The sequence below is a fragment of the Companilactobacillus alimentarius DSM 20249 genome (assembly GCF_002849895.1).
Classification (GTDB): domain Bacteria; phylum Bacillota; class Bacilli; order Lactobacillales; family Lactobacillaceae; genus Companilactobacillus; species Companilactobacillus alimentarius.
The window spans coordinates 1,908,571-1,931,844 of record NZ_CP018867.1; the positions used below are offsets into that span (position 1 = coordinate 1,908,571).

The window sequence follows — 23,274 nt, forward strand, 5'->3', positions numbered from 1 at the left end:
TAAAACATTTCTTACACCATGACAATTAATAGGCTCTTTCGTAGGGTAATAAGAAGTATTAGAATAATCCAAAAGGAGAAATTTGCTATGGATGTTGAGATAAAACGTGATGGATTAACTTTAAGAGGAACATTGATTAAGCCTAAGGCAAAGGAATTCAACTTAGTTGTTCTGATGCATGGATTCACTTCAAATCGAGGAATAGAACCGGAACAATTATTGTATCAATTGGCACAACGCTTTGAAGCTGAAGGGATGGCAACTTTACGTTTTGATTTTAATGGCCATGGTCAAAGCGATGGTCGTTTCCAAGATATGACTGTCTTGAATGAGATTGGTGATGGAAAAGCTATTTTGGATTATGCCCGCAATATCAAAGGTGTGAAAAATTTGTATTTAGTAGGACATTCTCAAGGTGGAGTCGTGGCTAGTATGATTGCCGGCTACTACCACGAAAAAATAGATAAATTAGCTTTGTTAGCTCCGGCAGCTACATTAAGAGATGATGCTTTAAAGGGAAATACTCAAGGATATACTTATGACCCTCAAAACATTCCCGATACTTTGGCAATTAAAAAAGGTTTAACGCTGGGTGGCTTTTACTTGCGGACGGCACAAACTCTCCCAATTTATGATGTGGCTAAGGAATATACTGGCCCTGTTTGTCTAGTTCACGGACTTAAAGATACGGTGGTCGATAAAATTGCTTCGACTAGATATGATGATGTTTATCAAAATGATCAATTGCATTTACTAGATGATGCAGACCATGGCTTTTCGATTGGTAATTCACGTCAAGAGGCTTTGAATATTACAACCGAGTTTTTGTTGGGATAAAAAGTTAGGCTATTTTGTGAAAACATCACTAGCTTTAACAAATTCGTTAGTCGCTACTCGATAATGTTTTGTTTCATTATCACCTAAATAAGCGATTCGATCATATTTCCAAGCAGTGTCATTGGCTAAACCGCGATTGTTGATTAATTGAGTCTCAGCTGAGAATAGATTAGTTATTGAAACATTTTTTGTATTAATGACACCACTTTGATTGATATAACGATAAATATCGTGATCTTTGACCCATTCATTGGTAGCCACACGATAATATTTTGTACCATTTAAAGTTATGATCTGATCAACTTTCCAATCTGACAGGGCAGCCAATTGACGCTGCTTATTTTTAACCATTTTGCCGTCTTTTATGTCATATAGATTGACATTTTTCTTCATAGTTGCGATTAAACCGTTGTATTTACTTGGTAGATTAGAGGAAGTATCTGCATCGTTATTGGTTGAAGAATTATTGTTATTTGGCTTGTCGATAGCAGTATTTTGAATAGTATAGGTAATCTTTTCTTTAGTGGTAATAGTCCCATCTTGGTTAACGTGAGCTGTAACTGTTTTCTTATCAGCAACATGTCCGGAAATTACGGGGACAGTGACAGAAATATCTGAACCAATTTTTCCAGTGACATTAGGAACAACTTGATTACCTAAATTAGAGCTAATAGTGACATCGGCGGTAACTTCGTTATCGTCTGTTTCGTCAGATTGATTTGATTCATAATAGAGTTCTAAAGTGGACGTCCTACCCGCATTCTCAAGTTTTACTAGAACTTGATTATCTTCGAGTTTTTCACCACTAATACCATATATACCAGTATTTAAAAAGTTAGGTTGGTTATCTATACTACTAGCAGATCCAACTTTGCCAAAGTTTTGTTCAAAAATTTTTCGATATAAAACTGACCCAGTTCGAATAGTAGTTCCTAGTTGTGGTAAATATTCATAGATAGTGCTGAAAGCTGTTTTATCTTTATTAAGTGTTGCTAAACTACTATCAGGCATCTTAGGTTCATCTTGTAGTGGAATCTGATCATTTAATTCTGCGGTAATTTTTTTAGAAAAATAAGGCTTGTTATCTAAGTAAACTTTGTAATTGATCGTATAAGGCATGGCCTTTTCTAAGTAAACATTAAATTCATTATTAGATTCTTTATCAATAGTTTTGCGGTCAAATTTTTTTATGATAGGTTCATCAGATTTGGCACCACCATCGATATCGTTTAAGGGGTCCCACTGAGTAAAGCCTTCAAAGTCGAGATCATAAGCGTCAAAGTAACCAATTAATTTTGGGGAATCATCAATCTCTTTTAAGGTTGAAACCATGAATTTGTCTCCCCTCTCATGGTAGGCGAAAGCATCCTCTTGTTGAGCAGTAAAGAATTCTTTTTTGGTATCTTTGAAAAGGTAATGAATTGTGGCTGAACCATCAGTTAACTCGCAAGTAATTTTTCTTACTGGTGTTTCCTTGTCAAAGAGGGTAAATGTCTGTTTTTTTTCGTCATAAACCATATTCAAATTGACATTTAAGGCCTCATATTCCAAATATCCACCTGCGTTTGATTCTGTTTCAATAGTAGGTGTTGCCACAGTGGTCTTCTTCTTTTCTTGAAGATCCCAGATGTTACGTTGGTTCAATTTAATATAACCAACTTCTAAGAATTTGCCAGTTTCTGCATAAGCTTCAATCGGAATAAAAGCTTCTGATCCTAATTCGTTCAAATCAAACTTCTCATCAAAGTTTAAAATTTGTCCATTAGGAACGGGCATATCCCTTGTTTCTGAACTTTTTGTGGCTTCAACATCGGTAGCTGTCGAATTGAGCGTGGTATAACAGAATCCTCCTAAGATAATTGCGGATAGTAAAATAGTTGTTGGTTTCTTCATGTTGAGAACTCCTTGCTTTTTGTGGTAGGGGGTTTTCAAGATACACTTGAAAGTTGCTACAAGTATAGCAAGGAATTTTGTACTGTGAAGTGAAAATATCATGTTATATCAACAAACAATTAAGTCTGAAAAAGATAATTATAGTAAATATTCTAAATATGCCGCCGTCCACAAAATCCCTGTGATTGGCTGGAACATAGCCGACACGATTTTGAGCTTTTGCATAGTTCGCAAAATCTCAAAACTCGGTCTTATTCTAAGCAACAAGTTGCTAAGAATAATTTGGCTATTGAGCCATCACAGGGATTTTGCTCCCGACTAGATTTCTTCTTTTATTTAGATAGATTTAGACATATTTTGTTGAATAACAACACCATTTTTTAAGACAAATAATACCCTGATAGAATTCGATTAAACTGAATTTTATCAGGGTATCGTTATTTATTTTAGAAATTATTGTGACAAAACTAAAAACCACCATCTAGTCGAACGGACGACGGCAGTTTAATACCAACTTTACAAGTTTAATTCAAAAGCTAATCGGGCATTGTCTTCGTGATTAACAGCGGGTTCGTCTACATAAATTTTCCCACGATGAACGTAACCAGAGTTCTTTGCCAAAAACTGCATACGTTTATTTAATAAGTGCGTATCAATTCTAAAATTACGAATACCATTTTGATAAGAATGGCTGATTAAATTAGAAATAAAGATTTTTCCTAAATGCTGGCCAGCGTAATCGGGATTGATAGCGATGCGGTGGATTGTTGCGTAAGGATCGGTGGTATTCTTCCAGTGACCATCAGTGATATTACGATAGTTTGGGTCATCCGCAATAATTAAGGTAGCTGTTCCAGCAATTTTGCCATCGACTATTAAAACCCAACATTGCTGGGCTAGAATATCGCTTTTTATGGTATCTAAACTAAGATAGCCGTTTTGCCATTGGGGACTGCCATCAGCTTTTAACATAGCTTGAGCCTGGGCGATAATATTCATAATTTTTTTTAAATCTGGAACTTGTGCACGTTTGATATAAACTGAGCTCAATTGTAAGCCTCCATATAAATAAGATGATTTAATTTTATCATTTTAATTCTAGTTAGTTGAACCACTATCTTCGATAAAAAGAAAATCTGGTGTTAAAAATTAGAATTATCTTAAATAACAAATTTAACTCTGATATTTTTTATTTGTTTATTAATTAAAAATTAAATTAGTCTTTGAATTTCAAAACATCATTAATAGGTTCACGTTTTGATTGGAAAGTGTTGATGGTGGTATCGGTTGGATAGCCGATGGAAATACCGACTACTAAGGTCTCGTCATCGGGGAGATTCATTCTTTGGCGAATCACTTCGGGAAACTTTACGCTGGTGTAATTGGGAATTGTTGCTAAACCCTTATCGGTTGCGGCTAACATGATGGTTTGAGCAAATGAGCCGACGTCAAAAATTGACCAAGATGATGAATTCTTGGGAATCGTTAAAAAGATGATAGCTGGTGAATTGAATAGGTGAATACTAGCAGAACTCATTTTTTCATGTGCTTCATCAAAATTTGGAAAATGGTGGACGATGTCATGGCGCCACTGTTGCATGTTTTCTTGAGCAGCTAAACTCCAATCTTTTCGGTGCATGACAGGAAAATCAGGATTGCCTTTTTCAGAAGCTCTTTTGACGTATTCATTTTTTATTTCGTTTAAAGTGTCACCCATGGCAACGTAGGCTTTCCAAGGTTGAGAGTTGACCCAAGATGGGGATTTTTGAGCTAGCTTGATAATTTCCGTTAAAGTTTTTTGACTGATAGATTGATTTTTAAAGTCACGAACGGAATGACGATTATTAACTGTTTCTTTGAATTCCATAATTTAAGTTCCAGTTTCTTTAATATTTTTTTGTAAGGTATCTAAGAATAATTTGGCAGCGGTTGGTAGAGTTCGATTCTTGCTCCAAATTACGGTATTAGGATCGGTTAGTTCTGGTGCTAAAGGCCGAAAAACTAATCCTTTATTGGAAGTAGTGTCGACCAGATCTTCATAGGTTAAGGCGATACATGCTCCAGTTTCTACCAATAATCCAGCATTAAAAATCAAATTGTAAGTTCCGACAAAATTCAATTGATCAAATAAATCTTTACTCCAATCTTGAAAGGATTTCTTGCCACGGATTTGTCGGGAAATTAAAATTGGACGACCAATTAAATCACGAGGGTAGATTTCCTTTTGTTTCGCCAATTGTTCATCTTTTCGCATGATCACGCCCCAACGATTTCGCTGAGGTAAGACTAAAGTGTGGTAATTAGTCAACTGTTTTTGACCCATGATGATACCGAATTCTAAAATTCCACTGTCGAGATCTGCCTTGATTGTATCGCCGTCGCCACTACGGAAATTGATGTGTATTTCAGGGTACTTGTGCATAATCTCTTTGATAGTTTGCATGACACATTTCAAAGCAATGCTTTCGCCAGAACCAATATCTAACGAACCGGAAATAACATCTTTTTTCTGAAGATTATAGGTGGTTTTGTTAACTAAGCCGACGATTTCTTTAGCCTGTTCTAATAAATAATAGCCATCTTGGGTCAATTGCAATTGTCTTTTGCCACGGATGAAGAGCTTGGTTCCTAAAGTGGTTTCCAAATCTGCAATTTGGCGTGACAAGGCTGGTTGTGAAACATGCAGTAAGCGGGCGGCACGGGAAATATTCTGTTCCTGAGCAATGATGATAAAGTAACGTAAGACACGGACGTCCATTAGTACACCTCTGTTATAAGTAAAAGTTATAGTAAACTATTATTAATAAGTATTTAACATTATAATAATCTCTTCGTATAATGAATTCAATCAAGAAATTAGGAAGCGAGGTTTTCTGTTGGAATCAAAAATGGATTTGGGAACTAAAGCGTATGATCAAGTTGAAAAAATCAATCAAGTTAATCAGAAACTAGTTCAACAATTAAATAATGGTACATATGGACCAAATGAAATCCGTCAAAGGGTTAGTCAGATTACCAATGAAAAAATTGATTCTTCGACCGAAATTCGTTTGCCCTTTTATACTGATTTTGGACGGAATTTGCATTTTGGTAAAAATGTTTTCGTTAATGCAGGAGTAATGATCACCGATATGGGTGGCATTTATATCGGCGACAATGTTTTAATTGGACCGGGAGTAACCATCGTGTCTGTTAATCACCGTATCGAACCAAGTCAAAGACGAAATCTTAATTTGAAATCAGTTTATATTCATGACAACGCTTGGTTAGGAGCAAATGTTACAGTCACTCCTGGAGTAGTGATCGGCGAAAATGCCATCGTCGCTGCTGGAGCTGTGGTAACTAAAAATGTGCCTGCCAATACGATGGTCGGTGGTGTACCGGCTCAGGTTATTAAGACAATTAAAGGAGAAAATTAGATGGATAAAGTAGTCGTAATTATGGGAGCTTCTAGTGGAATTGGCGCTGCTACAGCTAAACTTTTAGCTAGTAAGGGAGCCAAAGTAACCATTGCTGCCAGAAGAATGAATCGTTTGGAAGAAATTAAAAAGGATAATCCTGATAGTGATATTTTGGCAGTTGAAGCTGATGTCACTAAGGAAAAAGAAGTCCAAAATGTGATCGACAAGACAATTGAAAAATTTGGACGTGTCGATGTTTTGTTCAATAACGCTGGTATCATGCCAGTAAATAACTTGGACCAAATTGCTCGAGATGAATGGACAAACATGTTGGATATCAACATTAAAGGTGTTCTTAACGGAATTGCTGCAGCTTTACCAATTATGAAAAAGCAAAAGAGTGGACATGTGATCACGACTTCATCCGTTTTAGGCTATGAAGTATTGCCTGGTTATGCAGCCTATTCTGGTACTAAATATGCTGTTCGGGCAATTATGGAAGGTCTTCGTCAAGAAGAGCACAAGAATAATATCAAGACAACTATTATTGCACCTGGTTCAGTAAAAACTGAGTTATATAAGTCAGTGAATAACAGTGAAGTACATGCTGGTTTGGAAAAAGTCATGGAAGCTTCTGGTACTCAAATGGAGGCACTACAGCCAGAAGAGATTGCTCAAGCTGTGGCTTTTGTAATTGATACACCAAGTAATATGGCCGTTAATGAAATGGTAATTCGTCCTACAGGACAAGAAGTGTAGTTTAAATATATAATGAAAGCGTTATAACAAGGAGGATATTTATGTCAGTATTTGATGAGACTTTTACAATGAATAATGGAATTAAGATTCCCAAATTAGCTTTAGGTGTTTGGGAAATTGATGATGATAAGGTAGCCGATGCGGTTAAGTCAGCTGTTAAAATTGGTTACCGTCACATTGATACTGCTCAAGCTTATGGTAATGAACGTGGCGTCGGTGAGGGTGTTAGAAATTCCGATGTTTCACGTGACCAAATTTTTGTTAATTCAAAAGTTGCTGCTGAAATCAAAAATTATGACGAAGCTAAAAAATCAATTGATGAAACTCTAAGTAAGATGGGCTTGGATTACTTGGATATGATGATTATTCATAATCCACAACCTTGGATGGAAGTTAACCAGGGCAAAGACCGTCACTTTGAGGGTAACTTGGAAACATGGCGTGCAATGGAAGATGCTGTTAAAGCTGGTAAATTAAAGACAATCGGTGTTTCAAGTTTCCAAAAAGAAGACTTGGATAATTTGATTAAGAACAGTGACACAAAACCTGCTGTTAACCAAATTCAGATTCATATCGGCGATACACCACTAGACCTTATCAAGTATTCACAAGATAATGGAATCGTGGTCGAAGCCTTTTCGCCAATCGCTCATGGTGCAGCTATGAATAACGATGTCATCAAGAAGATGGCTGCCAAATATAACGTCAGCGTTCCCCAGTTGTGCATTCGTTTCGATTGGCAATTGAACGTGGTAGTTTTACCTAAGACTGCTAACCCAGATCATATGAAATCAAATGCCGATATCGACTTTGAAATCTCTGATGAGGATATGGCAACTTTGGCTAAACAAGACAAAATGGATTACGGCGATGCTAGCCTTTACCCAGTCTTTGGTGGAAAACTAGGCAGCTATAATGGAGAAACCGGTTCAGAGAATAAGTAAAAAGGAAAAATCTGAATTGTATTAAAAATGGAGAACATCAGCAATAGAATATTGAGGCTTATTTTAAAATAAGATATAATAGAAGCATGAAAAGAAGCCCTTAGTGTCGTGAGCTGATGGCTTCAATGCAAGTTTTAAATGACAAGACTTTAACTAACCCTTGGGGTTAGTTTTTTTTTATCTATTTTATTAATAAGGACAATAAAAAAAGAGCATTGGTGTCGTGAGACCCAATACCCTTAACGCAAATTTTGAATGACAATTTGTTTATCATTATTGATGCAAATTTACAGCGGTGATGATAATATATACATAAATCTATTTACAAAAAGAGGTGTTACTAATGAGTGAAATCAAATCTCTATCAGCGTTAAGGAATTATACAAAAGTGTTTGATGAATTAAAGCCAGGGCAGCCCGTTATATTTACGAAAAATGGGAATGAGGTAGGAACATTGGTTAATTCAGAGGATTGGAATAAACTTCAAACTGAAATAAGACTTCTAAAGGATTTAAGTCGCGAAGATAGTCAATTTAGTGGAAGTACGTTAAGCGAGTTTAGAAAGCGTCATAATAGAAATCATGTATAAGGTAGAGATATCCAAAGGTTACGAGTTTGATTATATGATGATTGAAAGTAACTTAAGGGTCAATAATTATAGTGATGACCGTATTAACAAATTGCTTAATAAGATTGATTACCAAATAGATTTGTTGGCGGAGACACCAGGAATGGGAATAAGGTTAGAAAAACATACTCAAATACCAAATGATTTTAGATTTCTGGTATGTGAAGATTATTTACAGTTTTATAAGGTTTATGAAAAAGAGAAAACTGTACGTGTACTTAGGTTAATAAATGGTAGAACAGATTATTTATCAAATTTAGGCTTAATTTGATTAAGGAAAAGGTACTCACTTTGATTCTATGAATAAGTCGGAAATAAGCTTAATTTTAAATTTCAAGAGATCATCGCTATATAAATAGAGGGTATTACTAGAGTACGGCAATATTGCACATCTAATTCTAGTAATATCCTTTTTTGCTTCCAATAATATAACCACGATTCAGTCCGGAATAGCAAAGTTGATTTGGCTAAGTCGTGCCCACTACGTTCCAGTCAAAATCGACTTTGCTATGGAGGACGAAAGTTTACACTAACCAAGGTAGAAAGTTGCTAATTATTATATAATCTAGGAAAGAAAAATTTTAGGAGAAAAAATGGCTAATAAGAAAAAATTAGAAGACATAATTCCACAATTTTTGGAGAGTCCCGAGTGTAAAGCACTGCATGATTACTCACGAGAAATGATTGTCAGAACCATCAAGATGATCAGTGAAGTAACCGATAATTCTGATCTTGGTGATTATAGTAAGTGGGATGAAGAATTTATTGTCAGTTTAGTTATGTCGATGGTTGATGAATTTGACGAAGGCGACGCTCATTCTTTTGCGATGATAATAACGATTTACGATGTTATAAAAGCTGTCTTGAAATATTTAGCAACTAATAAAGAAATTCCCGTTACATCGAAGAAAGTAGATCAACTTTTAACCGCTTTAGAAACAAAAATCGGGCTTAATGGTGAATTTCCCGAAAAGAAAATGGCTAAACCAGAGCATAATGATCCTAATCTTCCTAAATGGAGCCAACATATTGCTGACGATATTGCAAGTTATTCTGATAAGTGGGTCGACAGCTACATTCAAAGTCCTGACTGGAAGAAGCGCCAAAAGGGTGTTACTGAAGACTTTTTGGATTTGATTATGTCGGCTCTGACGGAATTTGCCTATGATATTTATCGAAAGACGCCCAAATCATGGACCAAAAAGGCTATGACAGAAATCATGCAAATGGAATTTATTGATAATTTAGAATTATCGAAAGCAGACTATCAACTAATAGTTCCAGCTTTGTCCGATTTATTCGATTTTGTCGCTAAAAAGGGTTGGCTAAAAGAACAAAAAGCGCAATCTTATAAACGATTTCTAATTGCAGGTGAACCGAAGATGCTTAAGGAAGCTAATGAAGAGTTTGAACTTGAGAAAGAAAATAATAATATTATTTCGTTGGATGAAGCTCGAAAAAATAAAGGAAAGTGATTTGATTTAATTCAGAAATTCGATCACTGATTTTGAGAATCTTTCAAAGTGTTGAAAAATACTGCCATGTCCAGCGTCAGAGTATATTATTAAAGTGCTATTTTTGATTTCTTGATTTAAGGCATATGAATTAACCGTCGGGACCATAATGTCATAGGCACCATCCACGATTAAAGTCGGATTTGTTATTGTCGATAGATCCATTGGCTTTGCTTTAGACCAATCGTTGATAGCCTTTAATTGCCGAAGGTAAACGGATAAGGTTGCCTTTTTGTCGCGATTGGACATTCGAGATTGAATCTGTTTCAAGTAAGTCGTGGTAATTATTTTTTCGTCAGGTATTTTAGTGAAAAATAAATATGACTTGATATTGTTTAAATGTGATAACGATTTTAGAAATTTCAGATTAATGATTTTCTCAGCTAAAGAAACGCCACTTCCGCCACGGGGACCAGTTCCAGCAAGAATTATTTTTCTGACGATGGTCGAGTCGAGTTCCAGTAGTTCTTGAACCACCATTCCACCCATTGAGAAGCCTAGAGCGTCAATTTGTTTAAAATTTAAAGCTTTAATAAATGTTAATGCATCAATTGCCATCTGTTTGATTGAAGTTGGAACTTTGCCACTCGAATATCCAACACCAGTATTGTCAAAAGCTATTAGATGTCTTCTTTGAGCGAGTTGATTGATTAGTCGAGAATCCCAAGTATCCAAAGTTCCAGCCATAAAATTGAACAGAACTAGAGGGATTTGGTCAGGATTTCCTAATTCACGATAAGAAAAAGTTATACCAGTGGCACTGACAATAGTTTTATTCGGAGCTGTTAAGTAATCTTTAGACATTGTTTCCTCCAATCAATTTATTCAAGTATACGAAAAAAGAATACTACTATACCTATTTAGTAATTTTTATATTTCCAATTTAGTTCTATTATTAAAATGTATAACGAGTGTAAAGGAGAGAATTATGGCAGAGACAAATATTCCAACATTTAAATTAAACGATGGTACTGAGATTCCTTCATTTGGTTTTGGAGTTTTCCAAATTCCCGCAGATGGAACAACTTACAAAGCAGTTAGCGATGCCTTGAAGTTAGGCTATCGTCACATTGATACAGCTGTAGCTTACTTCAACGAACAAGAAGTTGGCAAGGCTATTAAAGATAGTGGGATTCCTCGTGACCAAATTTGGGTAACTTCTAAAATGTGGTTACAGGATTTCGCTTATGAGGACGCTAAAAAAGCAATTGATACATCACTTAACAAATTAGGTTTGGACTATATCGACCTTTACTTGATCCACCAACCATATGGCAAAGTTGATGAAGCATGGAAGGCCATGGAAGAAGCTAAGAAAGCCGGTAAGATTCGTTCAATCGGTGTTTCCAATATGACAGTTAAGATCTGGAATCAATTTGTGCCAAAATTTGCGACACTTCCTAGTGTCAATCAAGTGCAATACAACCCATATTTCCAACAAAAAGAATTGCGTAAAGTTATGGCTAAAGCTCATGTGACACTTGAGGCATGGGGTCCATTGGGTCAAGGTGATAAAGAATTGTTCAATGAGCCAGTTCTAAACGATATTGCCAAGAAGTATGGCAAGGATGTTGGTCAAGTTATTCTACGTTTTGAACATCAAGAGGGAATCATTGTCTTCCCTAAGTCAGTTCATGAATCACGGATCGAATCGAACAAAAATATCTTTGATTTTGAATTAACTTCTGACGAAATGGATGCAATTCGTGCCTTGGACCGTAATGGTAAGGGTATGCATGATCCTGATGCACCAGGTGTTCAAGATATGTTGTTGAATGCTTTCGATGTTCACGCTAATGATTAATAAATAAAATAAGTGCTGATGGTAATCGTTGCTGATTATTATCAGTACTTTTTTATATATAACTTTTAATTATAGTCCTTAATAGAATATAAGTATTAGACATAGAATGAGCTTGCCACTAGTATATGAATTATCAAAACTAGAGGGTGAAATATGAAAATATTAGAGAAACTATTGTTAACTATTGCGGCCGTAACCTTGCTAGCTGGCTGTTCACAAAATAAAACTGATAATTCTAAGGCAACTAAGAGTACCAATGAACGAACTAGTCAAGTTACGACAGCACAAAAAGAGACTCAAACTAAGATTACTGTTTCTATTAATGGAACTGAATTAAAAGCTCATTTGAATAATTCTAGTGCCGCTAAAGCTTTTGCTAAAGAATTGCCAACAACTCTAAGCTTTAGAGACTACGCTGATATGCCTGAAAAAGTTGCTGATTTAAATCATTCGCTACCTACCAAAGGGATGCCGAGTGGACATGAGGGAACTAGGGGCGCCATCGGTTATTGGTCTCCACAACAGAGAATCGTTTTTTACTGGGGAACGGAAGATTATTATGAAGGAATTCATATTATTGGAAAATTTGATTCTAACAATTATCGAAATGTAATTAGAAATATGGGCAATAACGTGAATGTCAGAATTACTAAGGAATAGAAGGCCTTTAATAACAGTGATTCAGGCAAATAAGAATACAAAATAACTTGTTTGTTTTAAAATTATCATGTGGTAGTAACAAAATATTCAAAATTATCTTGTCGAAAATGAGGAGGATTGTATGTATAAAGATCTTAATAATAAAGTAGCCATTGTTACAGGTGGTTCTAAAGGAATTGGAACGGCAATTTCAGAACGATTTGGTAAAGAACATATGTCAGTCGTTATTAATTATCACAGTGATGAAGCTGGAGCTAAAGAAGCCGCTGAAACGGTGGAAAAAAACGGTGGTAAGGCTACAATTGTTCAAGCAGATGTTTCTACAGAAGAAGGCAATCAAGCCTTGTTGCAAGCAGCCTTAGATAAGTATGGCGATGTTGACGTTTGGGTCAATAATGCCGGGATGGAGAAGAAATCTCCAACACATGAAATATCCTTAGATGACTGGCAAAGGGTCATTGCTGTTGATCAGACTGGTGTTTTCTTAGGTTCTAAGACAGCCTTAAAATATTTTAGAGAGCATGATAAAGCTGGCAATATTATCAATATGTCATCAGTTCATGAACAGATTCCTTGGCCTACTTTTGCTAGCTATGCAGCTGCCAAAGGTGGAGTAAAACTCTTTACTAAAACAATTGCCATGGAGTATGCCAAATATGGTATTCGTGTCAATGCAATTGGACCTGGTGCTATCAATACGCCAATCAACGCTAAAAAATTTGCCGATAAAGAGCAATATGACCAAACTGTTTCAATGGTGCCAATGGATCGAATTGGTAAACCTGAGGAAGTAGCTGCGGGTGCTGCTTGGTTAGCTTCATCAGAATCAAGTTATGTTACAGGAATTACTTTATTTATTGATGGTGGTATGACCTTGTATCCTGCTTTTAAAGATGGTCAAGGTTAAAATTTTAGGAGAAGCCTGCTGTATTGGAAACGATATGGAAGGCTTTTTTTGTACAAAAAATTTATCTTTAAGGAAAGCTCATTTCATTAGTATGTGTTTAATGTATACTACCATGTTTATTTAGTAATTTTTTTATTGTCAGCTAGGCCATATACTATATTCATCGCTTGAGGGATATAGAAAATTATGGAAGTGGAAAAATATGAGTATCGTATTAATGTTATTACCAGCAGTTGCTTGGGGAATCTTACCATTGACTGTTGCTAGAGTAAAAGGAAGACCAATTAATCAGATTTTTGGAACAGCGATTGGCACTCTCTTAGTCAGTATCGTGGTATTTCTAATAAATAGACCAACTATTTCAATTTTAAGTTTCATTCTAGCTGCTCTAGCAGGTGGTTTTTGGATCATAGGTCAATTAGGACAATACAACGCTTATCGTTCGATTGGAGTTTCACAGACTATGCCGATTTCGACAGGTCTGCAATTGATTGGGACTTCTCTGATTGGTGTTTTGATTTTTGGAGAATGGGCTTCAAATAATGCCAAGATCTTTGGCGTAATCGGAATCCTACTATTGATTGTTGGAATTTCATTAACCGCTAAAAAGGATAAGAGTAGTAAAGCTAACAAGCAAACGGGCACGTTAGTCATGTTGGTTTTAACCACGATTGGTTTCTTGGTTTACAACTCGATTCCTAGAGCAATGACATCTTCTGGTTTGGCAATCTTCTTGCCAGAATCAGTGGGAATGGTTATAGCAGTTTTACTTTACCTGGTTTTCACTCGTCAGCCTCAAGTTTTACATGAGAAATCCAGTTGGCAAAGTATATTAGCCGGATTCGTTTTTTCAATTGCGGCGATCACATACATTTTGTCAGTTAAGGACAATGGAGTTAATTCAGCCTTTGTTGTTTCGCAACTTTCAGTTGTTATTTCAACTGTTGGTGGAATGGTCTTCTTACGTGAAAAGAAGAGTCATCATGAATTGATATTGACAATTATCGGTTTAATTCTAATTGTCGGTGGAGCAATCGTTACTACAATATTTTAAAAATTAAATTATATTATCGGAGGAATTTATTATGTATAAAGATTTAAATAAAAAAGTTGCTGTTATCACAGGAGGTTCTAAAGGAATCGGAACAGCTATTTCTAAACGTTTTGGTCAAGAACACATGTCAGTCGTTATTAATTACAACAGTGACTCTAAAGGAGCTCAAGAAGCTGCCGATGAGGTAGAACAAAATGGTGGTCAAGCAGTCATTGTTCAAGCAAACGTAGCGACTGAAGAAGGTAATGCTTCACTTTTGCAAGCTGCAATTGATAATTTCGGTGATCTGGATATTTGGGTCAACAATGCCGGAATGGAAACTAAAGCACCAACGCATGAATTGTCATTGGAAGACTGGAATCGTGTTATAGCAGTTGATCAAACTGGAGTTTTCTTGGGTTCAAAAACAGCTTTAAATTATTTCAAGAAACAAAACAAAGCTGGAAATATTATTAATATGTCATCAGTCCATGAACAAATTCCTTGGCCAACATTTTCTAGTTATGCTGCCGCTAAAGGTGGAGTCAAGATGTTTACAAAGACTATCGCTATGGAATATGCCAAAGATAATATTCGTGTCAATGCAATTGGACCTGGTGCAATTAATACACCAATCAATGCGAAAAAATTTGCGGATAAAGAACAATATGATCAAACAGTTTCAATGGTACCAATGAATAGAATTGGTAAACCTGAGGAGGTTGCTGCTGGTGCTGCTTGGTTAGCTTCATCAGAATCAAGTTACGTAACAGGAGTCACACTCTTTATTGATGGTGGAATGACACTTTATCCAGCATTTATGAATGGACAAGGTTAATTCCTTTAAACCTTAGTGAATGAAGTGTGGATGATACATTTGAAAAAATCAGTGATTTTAATAATTATGGGTTTAATTTTACTTTTGATAGGAGGCATCTTTTTTATGAATTATGAAAAGAATTTAGCTAATAAACGGAATAAAGCTACGATTGCTGGTCAAGCTATTGACGCAACGCAATTGGGCAGATCAGATAGTGAGTGGCGAAATGGTTACGGGATGCCTTCAGATGGTAAAGATACTAATAGTAAGAATCAACCAACGAGAAAATTAACTAAAGATGCTAAAAGTCTGATTATTTACTTTTCAAGATCAGGTAGTACTGAACTTTTGGCAAGTAAGATTGCTCAAGAGACTCAAGCAGACATCCTAGAAATAGTTGTGAAAGATCCCTACTCGGGCAATTATCAAAAGACTTTATCACGCGCTAACTCAGAACGAGAGAATCAAAACTATCCAGAACTTGATATGACGGTTCCAGATCTTAAACAATATCAAACAATTTATCTTGGTTATCCAATTTTGGCTATGACATTATCGCACCCTTTAACAGCTTTTCTTAAAACCTATGGTGCTCGCTTGTCAGGCAAAAAGATTGCTCCCTTTATGACTGAAGGTGGCTATGGACAAGGCGACAGTGTTCAACGAATCCGAGAGATTTTACAAGAACAAGGCGCATCCGTTGAGACTATTACTAAGGCTTTAGTAGTTGATGGTAATAAGGTTGATCGAGCTGATAAACGTGTCGATAAGTGGGTGAAACAAGTCCAATGATAAAACAGAATATAATCAAAATAGGAGTGATTTTGTTGTCGTTAATGTCTTTTAAGAGCCAAGTTGTGGATGCAGCAACAAATAAGAGTAAGACTGAAACAATAAATTATCGAACAACATATCAGGATAAAGAGTATAAAAAACAGGCAACAGTCTATGTGCCAGCTAAATATGATAATAAAAAGAAGCATAATATTATCTATTTGATGCATGGTTCAACCGAGTCGGGGCGTGATTTCTATCAAGATGGAAACTTCAAGAAAATTTTAGACAAGTTGAATCGAGTAGATAAATTAAAGAACACGATCGTTGTTTTTCCAACTTATTATCCTAACAGAAGTTTTGTTAATTCAGATTATTACAGGGATCGTCCGTTGAATAAGAATTTTGCTAAGAAAGAATTAACAAAAGATCTAATGCCAGCTGTGGAAAAAAAGTATCACACTTATGCCAAAACTACTGATAATGAAGGTTTCAAAGAATCGCGTCGACACAGGGCTTTCGGCGGTTTCTCCATGGGTTCTATTACCACTTGGTACGTTTTTGAAAATAATTTAAAATATTTTCATGATTTTCTACCGATGGCTGGAGATAGTTGGACCATAAAACCGGATGGAGGAGCGGTTGCTAGTAAAAGAACCGCAAGTCGTTTAGCAGAGTCGACTGATTCACGTTCTTTTCAAATTTTAGCAGCGGTAGGCGCAAATGATGGAACTAGTGGTTCCATGACACCGCAGATAGAAGCTATGTGGAGATTACCAGAATTTAACCACCAGAATTTGAAATATTATACGCAAAAAGGTGGCAGTCATTCGCCACAATCAATTGGGAAACAATTCGAGCATTATGCAGGAGAACTTTTTAAAAAATAAGTAATACTTAAGGAGAGAATAATATGTCAAAAAAATTTATCTATTCAATTGTATTATCGTTTATGGCGCTGATTAGTATATTCACTTTCAGTTCCATGAATGGAAGTACTGTTAAAGCAGCAAGTAAGACGTCGTCTAATAAAGTATTAGTAGTTTACTATTCAAATTCAGGAACAACTGAGGCAGCCGCTAAAAGGATTCAGAAACAAACGGGTGGAGATTTAGTTAAGTTGAAATTATCTCCTAATTATCCAAGCGATTATAATAAGTTGACAAAAGTTGCTAAAAGACAGATTGATAAAAATATTCATCCCAAAATTCTCAATAAAATTATGATGAATAAATATAAGACTGTTCTATTAGGATTCCCAACTTGGTATCAACGTCCACCAATGTTTATTAATACCTTTTTCAATAAATATAATCTAAAGAATAAGACTGTGGTACCATTTACTACAAGTATGAGTAGTCCTATGAAAGTAAATCGTCCATATTTGAAAAAGATGGCTCGTGGCAAAAAGATCAATTTACAGTCGGGCTTTAGAGCAAATAGTGCTAAGAAAACAACTAAGTATTTGAAGAACAATAATCTAATGAAGTAAGTTAGATCATAGATACGTTTAAAATTTTTGTAGTGAGGAGTTTGATTATGGCTAAGACAAATAAGCAAGTGATTATTTATTTTACTAGTTCTGGTACGACAAAACGAGCCGCAGAAAAGATTCAACAGGCGACTCAAGCAGATATTTTTGAATTACAAGCAGTTGAAGCTTATCCCAAGGATTATGAGGCAGTTGTTGCCAGAGGGAAGAAAGAATTAGATAATAAAATTCACCCTGAAATCAATCAAGAGAAATTGCCAGATTTTTCGCAGTATGATGAGATTTTCGTTGGTTTTCCAACTTGGTGGAGTCAGCCGCCAATGATTATTCACTCATTATTTGACACAGTTGCTTTTAGTGGCAAAACGATTATTCCATTTACCACTAGTATGAGTTCAACAATTGATGATTCAATGTTGTTCTTTGATGAAATGATTGCTAAAGATACTGGAGTCAATCTGATTGAGGGTATCAGATATGATAATGAGAGTAGTTTAAATAAGTTTTTAAAAAAGAATAACTTAATCTAATAGCTGTGCTGATCGTGAATACTTTACGATTGGCATAGCTATTTTGACGTTTAGTCATTTGGAAAATAAGATAGATATTAAAGGAGGAATTATATAATGTCAACGATTGTAATTGGTTCAGATAGTGGTGTCGGTTTAGAAACTGCTAGGTTGTATGGGAAAAAGGGACAGAGAATAATTTTAGTCTCGAGAAACCAAGCAAAGTTAGATATTGCCACTAAAGAACTAAACGATGAACAAATTTCCACAAGTAATTATGCTTGCGATGTTAATGATTTTTCAAAATTAGAGAAGATGATTCAGGAAATAACTGATAAAGACAAGGATGTAACCAATTTAGTTTATAACGTTGGAAATAAACATCTTGATAATGCTCTTTCTAGCGATGTCGAATTAATAGAAGATATTTTCAAAACTAACGTCTTGAGTGCAATAGTTTCAGCAAAAGCCTTTATTAAAGATACTGATGAGAGCTTGAAACGTTCTATTATCTTTACAGGTGGTGGCGCAGCAGTGCATCCTTCTAACAAAGCTTCAACTTTATCACTGACGAAAGCCGCTTTGAGAAGTTATGCATATACGTTGCATGAACAAGTTATTGATCAAAATATTTATGTAGGTTTGGTCACGATTCAAGGAATAATTGGTTCTTCTAAAGAAATGGCGCCAGAAAAAATTGCTAAAGCATATTGGAATCTATTAGAGGAGCGGAATAAAGTAGAAGCTTTCTACCCAGAAAAGATTACCAAATCAGAATTTGACTGAGCACTTTCAGTGAAATTTAGCTGGTTATCGTGTGATAATTAAGAGGTAAGGAAGATGGAAAGTAGGGTGATAATATGCCAGATAAAGAAATGACGTTAGATGAATTAAAAGAATATAACGGAAAGGACGGGAAACCTGCCTATGTTGCAATTGATGGTATTATCTATGATGTTACTGATGTTGACCCTTGGAAAAATGGAGAACACCATGGCAATGTCGCCGGTAAAGATTTATCGGAAGTAATTGGTCATGCTCCACACAAGCGCTCAGTATTAGCTAAATTAAATGAAGTTGGAAAACTGAAATAAAACTAAGTGTGACAGAATATAGTCATTGAGTATTAAGGTAAATAGATCAAGATAATCGTACTTTGATTACCTTGGTCTATTTTAGAGGGGGGAAAATTTAAATGGAACGTGAGGAAGTATTTGAATACGTCGACCAAAAGTATCAGACGAAGCCAGAGTATTTATGGCGCAAATATCCAAAATATTCAGTGTTACGACATCAAGATAATCGTAAGTGGTATGGATTAGTTATGGATGTGAAGCCTGAAAACTTGGGAGTTGATGAAAAGGGAACTGAAGATGTGATGGATATTAAGTTGAAACCAGAGCAGATTGATGTATTACAAGATGAAGCTGGAATTTTGCCCGCTTATCACATGAATAAAACTCACTGGGTCTCAATTCGACTTAACAAAGTATCCGACACTGAAATTCATAAATTAATCGATGCTAGTTATTTAGAGACTAAGAAATAATTAGAGCTTAATAGATGTTATTGTAGAATTCTTGAATAATTTCAAGAATTTTTTTTATTGCTCAAATACTTGATATGGTCCAAATCAACAAAAAAAGATAGTGGCTATTAAAAAATATGGTACTTTTCAAAGGATGGGTACCAAGGCATAATAAGGACACGTTAAAGAAAGAGAGTAATGATATGAAAAAAATTATGCTTAATCAATATGGCGATGTAGATGTTATGAAGATGGTCGAAGTTGATCTTCCTAAACCAGCCGCCAATCAAATAGTTGTTAAAACAGCTGCAATTGGAGTTAATGATCCAGACGTAGTTATTCGAGCTAATGGTCCTTTCCCAACCATGCCTAAAGAAATAAAACCTACACTTCCACATTCTCTAGGAGAGGATTTCTCGGGTGTAGTAACAGATATTGGTAAAGACGTCACTCGCTTTGAAGTTGGCGATCATGTAATTGGAATGTCCTTTATGAATACTTATTCTGAATATATTTTGCTAGATGATTCAGCGGTTGTCACAACTGTTCCAAAAGATTTAGATTTGGTGCCACTAGGTGGACTTTATCTAGGAGTCGCAACAGCCTATGCTGCAACAATTCGTGACGGACAAGCTAAGTCAGGTCAAAAGGTTCTAATTCACGGTGCTGCTGGTGGTGTAGGTTCTAAAGCCGTGCAACTCGCTAAGAGTGCAGGAGCCTATGTCATTGCCACAGGAACAGCCAAACAAGCTGACTATATGAAACAATTAGGTGCTGATGAGACGATTGATTATCAAACACAAGACTTTACCAAATTGGTTTCTGATGTGGATTTGGTAGTAAATTTGACGGGTCCTAAAACCCTGGCAGATAGTTACCAAGTAATTAAAAAAGGTGGTCGCGTAACCTCAGTTAATGCAGTGGTTGATCAAGAGGAAACAAAGCGTCGAGGAATTACTGGTACTTATTCTAAAGGATTCATGACGGTTGAAGAATTAAAAGATGTCATCGATCTTTATACACAAGGAAAACTAGACGTACGTGTGGATAAGACTTACCCCTTTGAATTAGAAAGCATCAAACAAGCTCATCGAGATTTTCAAGCAGGAGGAAATACTGGTAAGAAAATCATTGTTTTCAAAGACTAAGAAAATTTTGTACTCGTAATTTCTGAGATACATCATTGAATCAATTAAAGCCGATTAGTTTAGATTTTTAAATAATAGTAAAGAAGCCTTACAGTTATTAGACAATAGATCTAGTAGCTGTAAGGCTTCTTTTTTTATTATATCTTAAACACGCCATTGTCGAAGGGTAACTCAACGACGACATTATCGGTTAAACTAAATTCTTTTACATTCTCAAAGGCCTTTTTAAAATCAGTTGCTTCATCATCACTGAAAAGTTCTTTGATTTTCTTCATGATGTCGTCTTTATCCATTGAAGTATGGAATTTATAGAAATCCAAAACTTTTTGAGTAGAGTTCATAGCAACAAAAGTACTTCTGCTATTCTTATTAGTGTACAAGTAACAAGTATTATCTAAATAGCCTGTCGCAACTTTCTTATACAATTCCAGATTGTCTAATCCGATATTTGATAATTTAACAAACTTAGTTTGTTTATCCATGGTTATACCTACATTTTCTATATTTTGTTTTGTCTATGTATAAGCTATTCTGAGTGGGTTGAAAGGGTTTGTCAAATCAATATTCTATCTAAAATATAAAAAGTCATTGTATAAATCAAAATGCAAGCGTTTTATTGAAAATGTAATCAAACTGTAACTTATGAAGAAATTTTTAACGTGGTATATTTATATTCGCTGATAAAAAAATAGGAGTGTGGAATATATGCCACGTAATTTAAAAGAAGAAGTTGTATTCACAGCCATTATGGCCGGATTGATGGTTCTAGTAATGACAGGTTACAACGTTTCCATGGCGCAAGGACTTACTGGGGGGCTTGGAGCATTGGTCGTAGCAATTTTAAAGGGATATCCATTAGGCCTTGTAGTTGCTATTATCTTAGATTTATTGATTGTTGGACCGATTGCTAAGGGATTAGCTTTCAAATATATTATTAATGATTATATGAAAAAAAATACTGTTTTAATTGGAATCACAATTTCAGTTTTGATGGTTCTTGGTATGGTAACTTTGATGTCATTTTTCGGAATCACTGTTGAAGGTGAATTATCAAATGGTCACGTACTTGCTACTTATGGTCATACTTGGATCTTTAATTTGATAGTTGCATTACCTTTGCAATTATTGATCGTTGGACCAATCGCTCGTGGAGTGTTGGGTAAGATGCAAAATGCAGCTGCTAAGAAAGCTGAAACAGAAGTTATTGAAGAAGAAGTTTAAGATATAAAATAAAAAAGCTGGTAGACGGGATTAGAATTTCGTTTGCCAGCTTTTTTGAGTGGAAAAATTAATTAGTTATTGTTCTATTTTCTTAATGATCTTAGCTGGAACTCCACCAACTAAAACATTATCAGGAATATCTTTGGTAACTACAGCACCAGCCGCAACTACTACACCATTACCGATAGTGATGCCAGGACAAATTGTGCAGTGACCACCAATCCAGACATCGTTGCCAATGGTGACTGATTTGCCGATTCCTAGTCGTTGTTGGCGTCCTTTAGCTGTTAGTGGATGATTGACAGTATAAATATCGGTATTTGGTCCAATCCAAACATTGTTACCAATATTAACTGGTGCAATATCTAAGATGGTTAAATTGTAATTGGATAAGAAATTGTCGCCTACATGAATATTCTTACCATAATCCACGTTTAAATTGCTATGAACAATTAGATTCTTACCAGCTGAACCGAAAATTTCACGTGCTTTAGATTCCTGTTTTTCAGGTTGATTCTCTGGGATAGCATTAAAATCTCGACATAGAGTAGCGGAATTTGTCTTCCTATTAGAAACAGCCGGATCTGTTAATTTATACCATTCACCATCTTCGAGTTTTTGTAGTTCACTTTTAGCCATTTGTAAATCCTCCTAATCTCCAGACATTGAAGCAATGCGCATTTCCATAATGCGAGCATTCTTTGATTGCTTGCAAACGAAAACCATTGAATCCGCTATGTCTTCGCTAGTCAACATGATAGAGTTATTGTTCTCAGCAGTTGTTCTTCCGTGATTGATTTCAAATTGTGTATTCGTAGCCGAAGGATCCATACAACAAATTTTAATACCTTTTGGACGAAAAGCTTTATTAAGACTTTGAGCAAACCCACGGTTGGCAAACTTAGAAGCTGAATAAGCAGTTTCATCGCCATGACCATTAATACCTGTAACAGAAGAAGTGATAATAACCTGTCCTTCGTGACGTTCTACCATTTTTGGCAAAGTATGAAGGCAGATTGCGTAATCTCCACGCATATTGGTATTCATTAATCTGTCATAATCATCCATAGAACTATCAAGAAAATCTTGGACGAGTCCAATTCCTGCATTAGCTATAAGAATGTCAATTTTACCAAACAATTTCATAGCAAGTTTAACAACCTCAATTGACGTTTGTTCTTGAGTAATGTCACCGGCATAATATTTTGCCGTGATTCCATATTGTGAACATTCCTTACAAATCTTAGATAATTTATCTTCCGAACGAGCGGTTAAAACGAGATTTACTCCCTCATGTGCTAAGGCAATTGCAGTGGCCTTTCCAATCCCAGAAGAAGCACCTGTAATAATTGCTGATTTTCCATTAATTGATTTAAGCATAATAATTCCTTCTTTGATTTTA

At 35.6% G+C, this 23,274-nt stretch carries 29 protein-coding genes; 21 read left to right on the top strand and 8 right to left on the bottom strand.

The window, feature by feature from the left end:
* The first annotated feature begins 87 nt into the window (after positions 1 to 87).
* Positions 88 to 837, top strand: coding sequence for an alpha/beta hydrolase (locus LA20249_RS09105; protein WP_057738558.1), 750 nt, complete (start codon positions 88 to 90; stop codon positions 835 to 837).
* A gap of 9 nt (positions 838 to 846) precedes the next feature.
* On the opposite strand, the gene LA20249_RS09110 is transcribed toward LA20249_RS09105, so the two are convergent.
* From LA20249_RS09110 to LA20249_RS09125, 4 genes are all read right to left on the bottom strand, one after another.
* The gene (locus tag LA20249_RS09110) at positions 847 to 2,730 is read right to left on the bottom strand and encodes an SLAP domain-containing protein (protein WP_057738556.1); all 1,884 of its coding nucleotides are present in this window, start codon (positions 2,728 to 2,730) and stop codon (positions 847 to 849) included.
* Between the two features lie 516 nt (positions 2,731 to 3,246).
* On the bottom strand, positions 3,247 to 3,780 hold the full coding sequence (locus LA20249_RS09115) for a GNAT family N-acetyltransferase (RefSeq protein ID WP_057738554.1): 534 nt from the start codon (positions 3,778 to 3,780) through the stop codon (positions 3,247 to 3,249).
* Positions 3,781 to 3,946: 166 nt separating this feature from the next.
* Complete coding sequence (locus tag LA20249_RS09120) at positions 3,947 to 4,597, bottom strand: nitroreductase (RefSeq protein ID WP_057738552.1); 651 nt, start codon at positions 4,595 to 4,597, stop codon at positions 3,947 to 3,949.
* A 3-nt stretch (positions 4,598 to 4,600) separates the two neighbouring features.
* Entirely contained in the window at positions 4,601 to 5,488 is an 888-nt protein-coding gene (locus LA20249_RS09125) for a LysR family transcriptional regulator (RefSeq protein WP_057738550.1), read from the bottom strand.
* Between the two features lie 118 nt (positions 5,489 to 5,606).
* On the opposite strand from LA20249_RS09125, the gene LA20249_RS09130 reads away from it, so the two are divergent.
* The 6 genes from LA20249_RS09130 (at position 5,607) to LA20249_RS09155 (ending at position 9,937) form a co-directional block, all read left to right on the top strand.
* On the top strand, positions 5,607 to 6,149 hold the full coding sequence (locus LA20249_RS09130) for a DapH/DapD/GlmU-related protein (protein ID WP_057738548.1): 543 nt from the start codon (positions 5,607 to 5,609) through the stop codon (positions 6,147 to 6,149).
* Positions 6,150 to 6,890, top strand: a complete 741-nt coding sequence (locus tag LA20249_RS09135; RefSeq protein WP_057738546.1) for an SDR family oxidoreductase — start codon at positions 6,150 to 6,152, stop codon at positions 6,888 to 6,890. It begins immediately after the preceding gene.
* Positions 6,891 to 6,931: 41 nt separating this feature from the next.
* Positions 6,932 to 7,834, top strand: a complete 903-nt coding sequence (locus LA20249_RS09140; protein WP_057738544.1) for an aldo/keto reductase — start codon at positions 6,932 to 6,934, stop codon at positions 7,832 to 7,834.
* Positions 7,835 to 8,177: 343 nt separating this feature from the next.
* Complete coding sequence (locus LA20249_RS09145) at positions 8,178 to 8,423, top strand: type II toxin-antitoxin system Phd/YefM family antitoxin (protein ID WP_057738541.1); 246 nt, start codon at positions 8,178 to 8,180, stop codon at positions 8,421 to 8,423.
* A 34-nt stretch (positions 8,424 to 8,457) separates the two neighbouring features.
* Positions 8,458 to 8,733 carry a type II toxin-antitoxin system RelE/ParE family toxin gene (locus tag LA20249_RS09150; RefSeq protein ID WP_158294595.1) on the top strand — a complete coding sequence of 92 codons (276 nt, stop codon included), beginning with the start codon at positions 8,458 to 8,460 and terminating at the stop codon, positions 8,731 to 8,733.
* A gap of 322 nt (positions 8,734 to 9,055) precedes the next feature.
* Positions 9,056 to 9,937, top strand: coding sequence for a hypothetical protein (locus tag LA20249_RS09155; RefSeq protein ID WP_057738537.1), 882 nt, complete (start codon positions 9,056 to 9,058; stop codon positions 9,935 to 9,937).
* A 6-nt stretch (positions 9,938 to 9,943) separates the two neighbouring features.
* Here LA20249_RS09155 and LA20249_RS09160 read toward each other — a convergent pair whose 3' ends face one another.
* Positions 9,944 to 10,780 (bottom strand): alpha/beta fold hydrolase, encoded by an 837-nt coding sequence (locus LA20249_RS09160; RefSeq protein WP_057738535.1) that lies wholly within the window; start codon positions 10,778 to 10,780, stop codon positions 9,944 to 9,946.
* Positions 10,781 to 10,904: 124 nt separating this feature from the next.
* Here LA20249_RS09160 and LA20249_RS09165 point away from each other — a divergent pair, with 124 nt between their 5' ends.
* The 13 genes from LA20249_RS09165 (at position 10,905) to LA20249_RS09225 (ending at position 20,651) form a co-directional block, all read left to right on the top strand.
* Positions 10,905 to 11,780, top strand: coding sequence for an aldo/keto reductase (locus LA20249_RS09165; protein ID WP_057738533.1), 876 nt, complete (start codon positions 10,905 to 10,907; stop codon positions 11,778 to 11,780).
* A 153-nt stretch (positions 11,781 to 11,933) separates the two neighbouring features.
* Positions 11,934 to 12,440, top strand: coding sequence for a cyclophilin-like fold protein (locus tag LA20249_RS09170; RefSeq protein WP_057738529.1), 507 nt, complete (start codon positions 11,934 to 11,936; stop codon positions 12,438 to 12,440).
* Between the two features lie 121 nt (positions 12,441 to 12,561).
* Positions 12,562 to 13,347 carry a glucose-1-dehydrogenase gene (locus tag LA20249_RS09175; RefSeq protein ID WP_057738520.1) on the top strand — a complete coding sequence of 262 codons (786 nt, stop codon included), beginning with the start codon at positions 12,562 to 12,564 and terminating at the stop codon, positions 13,345 to 13,347.
* A gap of 202 nt (positions 13,348 to 13,549) precedes the next feature.
* Positions 13,550 to 14,401 (top strand): GRP family sugar transporter, encoded by an 852-nt coding sequence (locus LA20249_RS09180; RefSeq protein WP_057738518.1) that lies wholly within the window; start codon positions 13,550 to 13,552, stop codon positions 14,399 to 14,401.
* Between the two features lie 31 nt (positions 14,402 to 14,432).
* The gene (locus tag LA20249_RS09185) at positions 14,433 to 15,218 is read left to right on the top strand and encodes a glucose-1-dehydrogenase (RefSeq protein ID WP_057738516.1); all 786 of its coding nucleotides are present in this window, start codon (positions 14,433 to 14,435) and stop codon (positions 15,216 to 15,218) included.
* Positions 15,219 to 15,323: 105 nt separating this feature from the next.
* On the top strand, positions 15,324 to 15,992 hold the full coding sequence (locus tag LA20249_RS09190) for a flavodoxin family protein (protein WP_057738514.1): 669 nt from the start codon (positions 15,324 to 15,326) through the stop codon (positions 15,990 to 15,992).
* A gap of 44 nt (positions 15,993 to 16,036) precedes the next feature.
* The gene (locus tag LA20249_RS09195; RefSeq protein ID WP_235806752.1) at positions 16,037 to 16,864 is read left to right on the top strand and encodes an alpha/beta hydrolase; all 828 of its coding nucleotides are present in this window, start codon (positions 16,037 to 16,039) and stop codon (positions 16,862 to 16,864) included.
* A 23-nt stretch (positions 16,865 to 16,887) separates the two neighbouring features.
* The gene (locus LA20249_RS09200) at positions 16,888 to 17,466 is read left to right on the top strand and encodes a flavodoxin (RefSeq protein WP_057738510.1); all 579 of its coding nucleotides are present in this window, start codon (positions 16,888 to 16,890) and stop codon (positions 17,464 to 17,466) included.
* A 47-nt stretch (positions 17,467 to 17,513) separates the two neighbouring features.
* Positions 17,514 to 17,996, top strand: a complete 483-nt coding sequence (locus tag LA20249_RS09205; RefSeq protein WP_057738508.1) for a flavodoxin — start codon at positions 17,514 to 17,516, stop codon at positions 17,994 to 17,996.
* Between the two features lie 96 nt (positions 17,997 to 18,092).
* Positions 18,093 to 18,761, top strand: coding sequence for an SDR family NAD(P)-dependent oxidoreductase (locus LA20249_RS09210; RefSeq protein WP_057738506.1), 669 nt, complete (start codon positions 18,093 to 18,095; stop codon positions 18,759 to 18,761).
* 74 nt (positions 18,762 to 18,835) lie between these two features.
* Entirely contained in the window at positions 18,836 to 19,069 is a 234-nt protein-coding gene (locus tag LA20249_RS09215; protein WP_057738504.1) for a cytochrome b5 domain-containing protein, read from the top strand.
* 101 nt (positions 19,070 to 19,170) lie between these two features.
* Positions 19,171 to 19,524: an MmcQ/YjbR family DNA-binding protein gene (locus LA20249_RS09220; RefSeq protein WP_057738502.1), complete on the top strand. Its 354-nt coding sequence runs from the start codon at positions 19,171 to 19,173 to the stop codon at positions 19,522 to 19,524.
* A 182-nt stretch (positions 19,525 to 19,706) separates the two neighbouring features.
* On the top strand, positions 19,707 to 20,651 hold the full coding sequence (locus tag LA20249_RS09225; protein ID WP_057738500.1) for an NADP-dependent oxidoreductase: 945 nt from the start codon (positions 19,707 to 19,709) through the stop codon (positions 20,649 to 20,651).
* A gap of 137 nt (positions 20,652 to 20,788) precedes the next feature.
* Here the strand turns inward: LA20249_RS09225 and LA20249_RS09230 are convergent, their stop codons facing one another.
* Positions 20,789 to 21,133 (bottom strand): hypothetical protein, encoded by a 345-nt coding sequence (locus LA20249_RS09230; protein WP_057738498.1) that lies wholly within the window; start codon positions 21,131 to 21,133, stop codon positions 20,789 to 20,791.
* A 223-nt stretch (positions 21,134 to 21,356) separates the two neighbouring features.
* On the opposite strand from LA20249_RS09230, the gene LA20249_RS09235 reads away from it, so the two are divergent.
* Complete coding sequence (locus LA20249_RS09235) at positions 21,357 to 21,872, top strand: DUF2798 domain-containing protein (RefSeq protein WP_057738496.1); 516 nt, start codon at positions 21,357 to 21,359, stop codon at positions 21,870 to 21,872.
* 75 nt (positions 21,873 to 21,947) lie between these two features.
* On the opposite strand, the gene LA20249_RS09240 is transcribed toward LA20249_RS09235, so the two are convergent.
* Positions 21,948 to 22,511 (bottom strand): sugar O-acetyltransferase, encoded by a 564-nt coding sequence (locus tag LA20249_RS09240; RefSeq protein ID WP_057738494.1) that lies wholly within the window; start codon positions 22,509 to 22,511, stop codon positions 21,948 to 21,950.
* 12 nt (positions 22,512 to 22,523) lie between these two features.
* Positions 22,524 to 23,252, bottom strand: a complete 729-nt coding sequence (locus LA20249_RS09245) for an SDR family oxidoreductase (protein WP_057738492.1) — start codon at positions 23,250 to 23,252, stop codon at positions 22,524 to 22,526.
* Positions 23,253 to 23,274: the final 22 nt, after the last annotated feature.